This is a genomic window from Leifsonia sp. HAY1-4F (assembly GCF_056755275.1).
The window spans coordinates 1-5,248 of record NZ_JBNDHX010000159.1 but is presented as its reverse complement, the minus strand read 5'-3'; the positions used below and the strand labels follow the sequence as shown (position 1 = coordinate 5,248).

General features: G+C 70.2%; 5 protein-coding genes. All 5 read left to right on the top strand.

Annotated elements, in window-relative coordinates; translation table 11 throughout:
* On the top strand, positions 1–1,999 hold a 1,999-nt coding region (locus ACPYOG_RS18510; protein WP_481295613.1), incomplete at its 5' end, for a glycosylhydrolase-like jelly roll fold domain-containing protein.
* Entirely contained in the window at positions 1,996–2,367 is a 372-nt protein-coding gene (locus ACPYOG_RS18505; RefSeq protein WP_481295612.1) for a nuclear transport factor 2 family protein, read from the top strand. The genes ACPYOG_RS18510 and ACPYOG_RS18505, both read left to right, overlap by 4 nt.
* A gap of 15 nt (positions 2,368–2,382) precedes the next feature.
* Positions 2,383–3,177: a TIM barrel protein gene (locus ACPYOG_RS18500; protein WP_481295611.1), complete on the top strand. Its 795-nt coding sequence runs from the start codon at positions 2,383–2,385 to the stop codon at positions 3,175–3,177.
* A complete protein-coding gene (locus ACPYOG_RS18495) occupies positions 3,174–4,754 on the top strand; it encodes a GMC oxidoreductase (protein WP_481295610.1) in 1,581 nt (526 codons plus the stop codon). Before ACPYOG_RS18500 ends, ACPYOG_RS18495 begins: the two co-directional genes overlap by 4 nt.
* A gap of 48 nt (positions 4,755–4,802) precedes the next feature.
* Complete coding sequence (locus ACPYOG_RS18490) at positions 4,803–5,201, top strand: C-glycoside deglycosidase beta subunit domain-containing protein (protein ID WP_441799586.1); 399 nt, start codon at positions 4,803–4,805, stop codon at positions 5,199–5,201.
* The last annotated feature ends 47 nt before the right edge of the window (positions 5,202–5,248 follow it).

Genomic DNA, 5,248 nt, shown 5'->3' with positions numbered 1-5,248 from the left:
GGTCTACGAGCGCATCCACCACCGCTACGCCGACGAATTCGGTGCGACGATCGCGGGCTTCTTCAGTGACGAGCCCGGGCTCTACAACGACCCGGACACCTTCGATTTCGACTCGCGGCTCGGCAAAGCGGTGCCGCTGCCGTGGAACGAGGCGGTCGCCGCTCGGCTGTCCGAGCGGCTCGGGAGGGATGCGGTCCCGCTCCTGCCCTTGCTGTGGATGTCCGCCGGCGGACGTGAGCGCGAGGTGCGGTACGCCTTCATGGACACGGTCTCTCGGCTGTACTCGGAGAACTTCAGCCGGCGGCTCGGCGACTGGTGCCGTGCGCACGGCGTCGAGTACATCGGCCACGTGATCGAGGACAACGGGTCCCACGCGCGGCTCGGCCCGGGCGCCGGACACTACTTCCGGGCGGTGGCCGGTCAGGACATGGCGGGGGTCGACATCATCGGCGGCCAGGTCGTCCCCGGGTTCTCCCGCGGACCGTTCGGCAACATCACCGGGGCCGCCGACGGCGAATTCTTCCACTTCGGGCTCGCCAAGCTCGCGTCGTCGGCCGCGCACCTCGACCCGCTGAAGCAAGGCAGGGCCATGTGCGAGACGATCGGGGCCTACGGCTGGTACGCCGGGCTGCGGCTATTCACGTGGCTGACGAACCACCTCCTGGTGCGCGGGGTCACCCACGTGGTGCCGCACGCGTTCTCGCCTGCGGCGTTCCCCGACCCGGACTGCCCGCCGCACTTCTACGCGCGCGGCAACAATCCGCAGTATCCGCTGCAGCACCTGCTCAGCGCCTACACGAACCGCCTCAGCCACCTGCTTCAGAGCGGCGCGCATGTCGCCCCGTTCGCGGTCCTCTACCACGCGGACGCCGAATGGCTGGGTGAGGCGATGCCGTTCGAGCGGCCGCTGCGCTTGCTGATGGAGGCTCAGCTCGACGCCGACGTCGTCCCGGCCGACGCCCTCCCGGATGCCGGGGTGGACGGGTCGACCCTGACGCTCGGCGGCGAGACGTACGACGCGCTGATCGTTCCGGGCAGCGCCTTCCTGCCGGCCCACGTCGCGCACGACCTGCTTCGGCTCGACGACGCAGGGGTGCCGGTCGTCTTCGTCGGTTCCGTCCCGGAGGTCGCGGGCGATGGAGCCGACGCGCACGCCCTGCAACTGCGGTTCCGGCCGGTGTCCGGTACGGGACTGGTGGATGCGGTCCGAGGGATGAGCGACCGCGCCGTGCGCCTCGATCCACTGGCCGCATCGGTGCGTGTGGTGCGGCGCGACGCCGGCGATGCCGACGTGATCATGCTGGTCAACGAGTCGGTGCGGGACGCCGTGCGCACGACGGCGACGCTCCCGCGTGCCGGAGAGACCGTCGCCCTCGACGCCACCACGGGAAACCTCACGGAGGTGCGCGGCGAAAGCGCCGCGGGATCGACATCGGTCTCGCTGGAGCTCGGCCCGGGGGAGGCGGTGGTGCTGCTCGTCGGCCCGCCGTCGGCGTGGGAGGGACTCCCCGTCCGGCCGGCCGCCGAGCGCGGCGACGCCGTCGAACTCGCACCGACCTGGGCGGTCGCTACGGCGACGGCGACCGAGCCCGCGTTCACGCATTGGGGCGCTCTTGACGAGCTGCGGCCTCTGAGCGACCCCGACCTCCTGCCGCGGTTCAGCGGCACGGCGCGATACACGGCGTCGTTCGATTCTGCGGCCGACGCGGCCGAGCACATCCTCGACCTCGGGGAGGTCTTCGAGCTCGCGACCGTGCGCCTCAACGGCGTCGACCTCGGCAGCAGAATCGCGCCTCCCTACGTCTTCGACGTGCCGGCGGACGTGTTGGCTGGCAGCAACACCCTCGAAATCGAGGTGACGAACACGCTCGCGAAGGCGCAGCCCGACTTCTTCTCCGCTTTCGCGCAGCAGGAGCCGAGCGGGCTGCTCGGGCCGGTCACCATCGCGGTACGGAGGCCGTTTCCCCGGAAGCCCCTCGCCCGGAAGGACGGCGCATGAGCGACAACCGCGAGGCGTTCGAGCGCTTCTGCGACCTCTTCTATACGCAGAAGCGCGTCGCCGACGCCTTCGCACTGCTCGTCTCCGACGACTACCGGCAGCACAACCCGAACATCCCGGACGGCCCAGCCGCCGCTGTGAAGGCGCTGACGCCGAAGTTCGACGGCAGCCCGGATGCGCGCTTCGAGATCCAGCGGATCCTCGTCGACGGCGACCTGGCGATGGTGCACGTCAAGGCTTCCCGACCCGGCGCACCTGACGCCGCGGTCGCGGACATCTACCGATTCGAGGGCGGCCGGATCGTCGAGCACTGGGACGTGCTGCAGCAGGTTCCCGTGCACGCTGCCCACGACCATCCAATGTTCTGAACAAGGAGTAAACCCATGTACCAGCTCGCACCCAACATCGAACTGCTCTTCACCGAGGCCGGCGACTACCACGACCGCGTGCGCGCGGCCGCCGCCGCGGGCTTCGACGCCGTGGAGATGTGGGGCCCGACCGGCGTCGACGCACCGACGACGCCGAAGGACCTCCCCGCGCTCAAGGCCGCACTCCAGGAGACCGGCACCACGCTCACCGCCCAGCTGTCGGAACCGCGCACCCAGTTCATGATCCCGCCGTGGGACCATTCGGAGTTCTACCGCAAGCTCGACGAGGGCGTCGCGATCGCGCAGGATCTCGGCTGCCCGCGCATGGTCGTGGGGAGCGGAACGGGCTTCGGCGGCTGGAAGCGGCAGGTGCAGCTCGACAAGCTGATCGAGATCTACCAGAAGGCGATCGCGCAGATCGACGGCTCGGGCATCACGCTCGCGCTGGAGCCGGTCAACATCCGCGTCGACCACCCGGGCTCGCTGCTCGACCGCACCGCCGAGGCGGTGTACGTCGCGCGCGGCGTCGGCTCCCCGTACTTCGGCGTGCTCTACGACATCTACCACTCGGCCGTCGAGGGTGAGGACATGGCGGCGGAACTGGCGAATGCGGGCGGCCTGATCGCCTACGTGCAGCTCGCCGATGCTCCGGGCCGCGGCGAGCCGGGCTCCGGCGAGCTCGACTGGGCAGAGCGCCTCGGCATCCTTCGGTCCTCCGGTTACGACGGCCCGATCGGTCTCGAGTACTACCCGACGCAGGAGTCGGCGGCTTCCGTCGCGCTCATCCGCGAGCTGGCGGTGACGGCATGAGCCGCTATCCAGAATCCGTCGACATCGCCATCGTCGGCAGCGGTCCCGCCGGTGCCACGTATGCGCGCATCCTGAGCGAGGAGGCGCCCGGCGCCACCATCGCGCTGTTCGAGGTCGGGCCGACGGTGTCGGATCCTCCCGGCGCGCACGTCAAGAACATCGAGGACCCGGTCGCGCGAGCTGAGGCGCAGGAGCGCTCGGAGGGCCCGGGCGCAGGCGCCGATACCGTCAGCTCGCCGGGTGCGGTCACCGCGGGCCAACGCCGGGGGCGTCCCGGCACGTACCTGCTCGACGAGGGGTATCAGGAGCCGGGCGAGGATGGCATGCCCGTCGTCGCCTTCTCCAGCAATGTCGGAGGGATGGCCGCCCACTGGACCGGAGCGTGCCCGCGCCCGGGCGACAGCGAGCGCATCCCGTTCCTTCCCGACCTCGACGCCCTGCTCGACGAGGGCGACCGCCTGCTCGGCGTCACGACCGACGCGTTCGACGGAGCGCCGTTCACGGCCCTCGTGCGCGAGCGCCTCGCCGCGGTCGTCGACGACGGCCGGCCCCCGGCTCAGCGGGTGCAGCGGATGCCGCTGGCGGTCCACCGGCGTGACGACGGCCGCCTGGTGTGGTCGGGTTCGGATGTGGTGTTCGGCGACGTGACGCGTGCCAACGAGCACTTCACCCTGTACGACGAGTCGCTGGTTACCCGGGTTCTGCTCGAAGAGGGCCGCGCCGCCGGCGTGGAGGTCCGCGATCGTCGCACGGGCGAGCTGTACACGGTGCGCGCGCGCTTCGTCGTCGTCGCCGCCGACGCCCTGCGCACACCGCAGGTGCTCTGGGCCAGCGGGATACGCCCCGCCGCCCTCGGCCGCATGCTCAACGACCAGACCCAGGTGGTCTACGCCACGCGCATCCGGGATGCGGAGTCCGTGGCGAAGGACGCGGCCACGCGCACCGGCACTGGCACCGGTGACGTCGGAGCCGACGAGGTGATCGACGGAGCCATCAGCGAGCGCAGTGGCGTGAGCTGGGTGCCGTACACCGACGCGGTGCCGTTCCACGGCCAGGTCATGCAACTCGATGCCTCCCCGATCCCGCTCGCCGACGACGATCCCGTCGTCCCGGGCTCGATCGTCGGGCTCGGCCTGTTCTGCGCCAAGGACCTGCAGTGGGACGACCGGGTGGCGTTCAGCGACGACGAGCGCGACTGGTACGGGATGCCCGCGATGCGCATCCACTACACGCTCACCGACCGCGACCGCGCAGTGATTGAGCGGGCCCAGGACGAGATCGTCCAGCTCGCGAAAGCGGTGGGGGACCCGATCGGCGATCGGCCGTTCACCATGCCGCTCGGAGCCTCCCTCCACTACCAGGGCAGCGTCCGGATGGGGGAGACCGACGACGGCCGCAGCGTGTGCGGTCCGGACAGCGAAGTGTGGACGACGCCCGGGGTGTTCGTCGCGGGCAACGGGGTCATCCCTACGGGAACGGCGTGCAACCCGACGCTGACGTCCGTCGCGCTGGCCGTGAAGGGCGCTCGCCGTATCGCGAGCGAGCTCGCCGGCGGCAAACCCTTGCTTATGCAGTAAATCGACATTAGTCTGTAGAAACGTGGAAAAAGTAGTCAAGGAGGACTCGTGATCCCCGATCGCATCATCGAGCAAGGAACGCTCACGACGAGCGGCACGCGTGCCGCGGTCGACGTGCGCATCCCCTGGTATCGTGCACTCCCGGCGTCCTGCATCGCAGGCGCCTCGCTGTCCGTGGACGGCGTGCCCGCCCCGGCCGAGACGCTCCGCTGGGAGCTCAACGGCCGCGAGCGCACCTTCGCCGAGATGGCGGACGACACCGAGTCGTGGTGGTTCCCCCTCGACTCGGCCGTGCTCTCCGGCGACGTGCCCGTCGCGGCCGACGGCGGCGAGCACGAGGTGTCCGTGGAACTCACGCTCTACATCCCGTACATCGTGATCGGCGAGAACGAAGTGCTCCACATCGAGGAGCACGACACCAAGACCATGAAGGCAGCGACGGCATGACCGGCAACCTCGGATCCCCGATCCAGGGCGTGACGCTGTACAGCTTC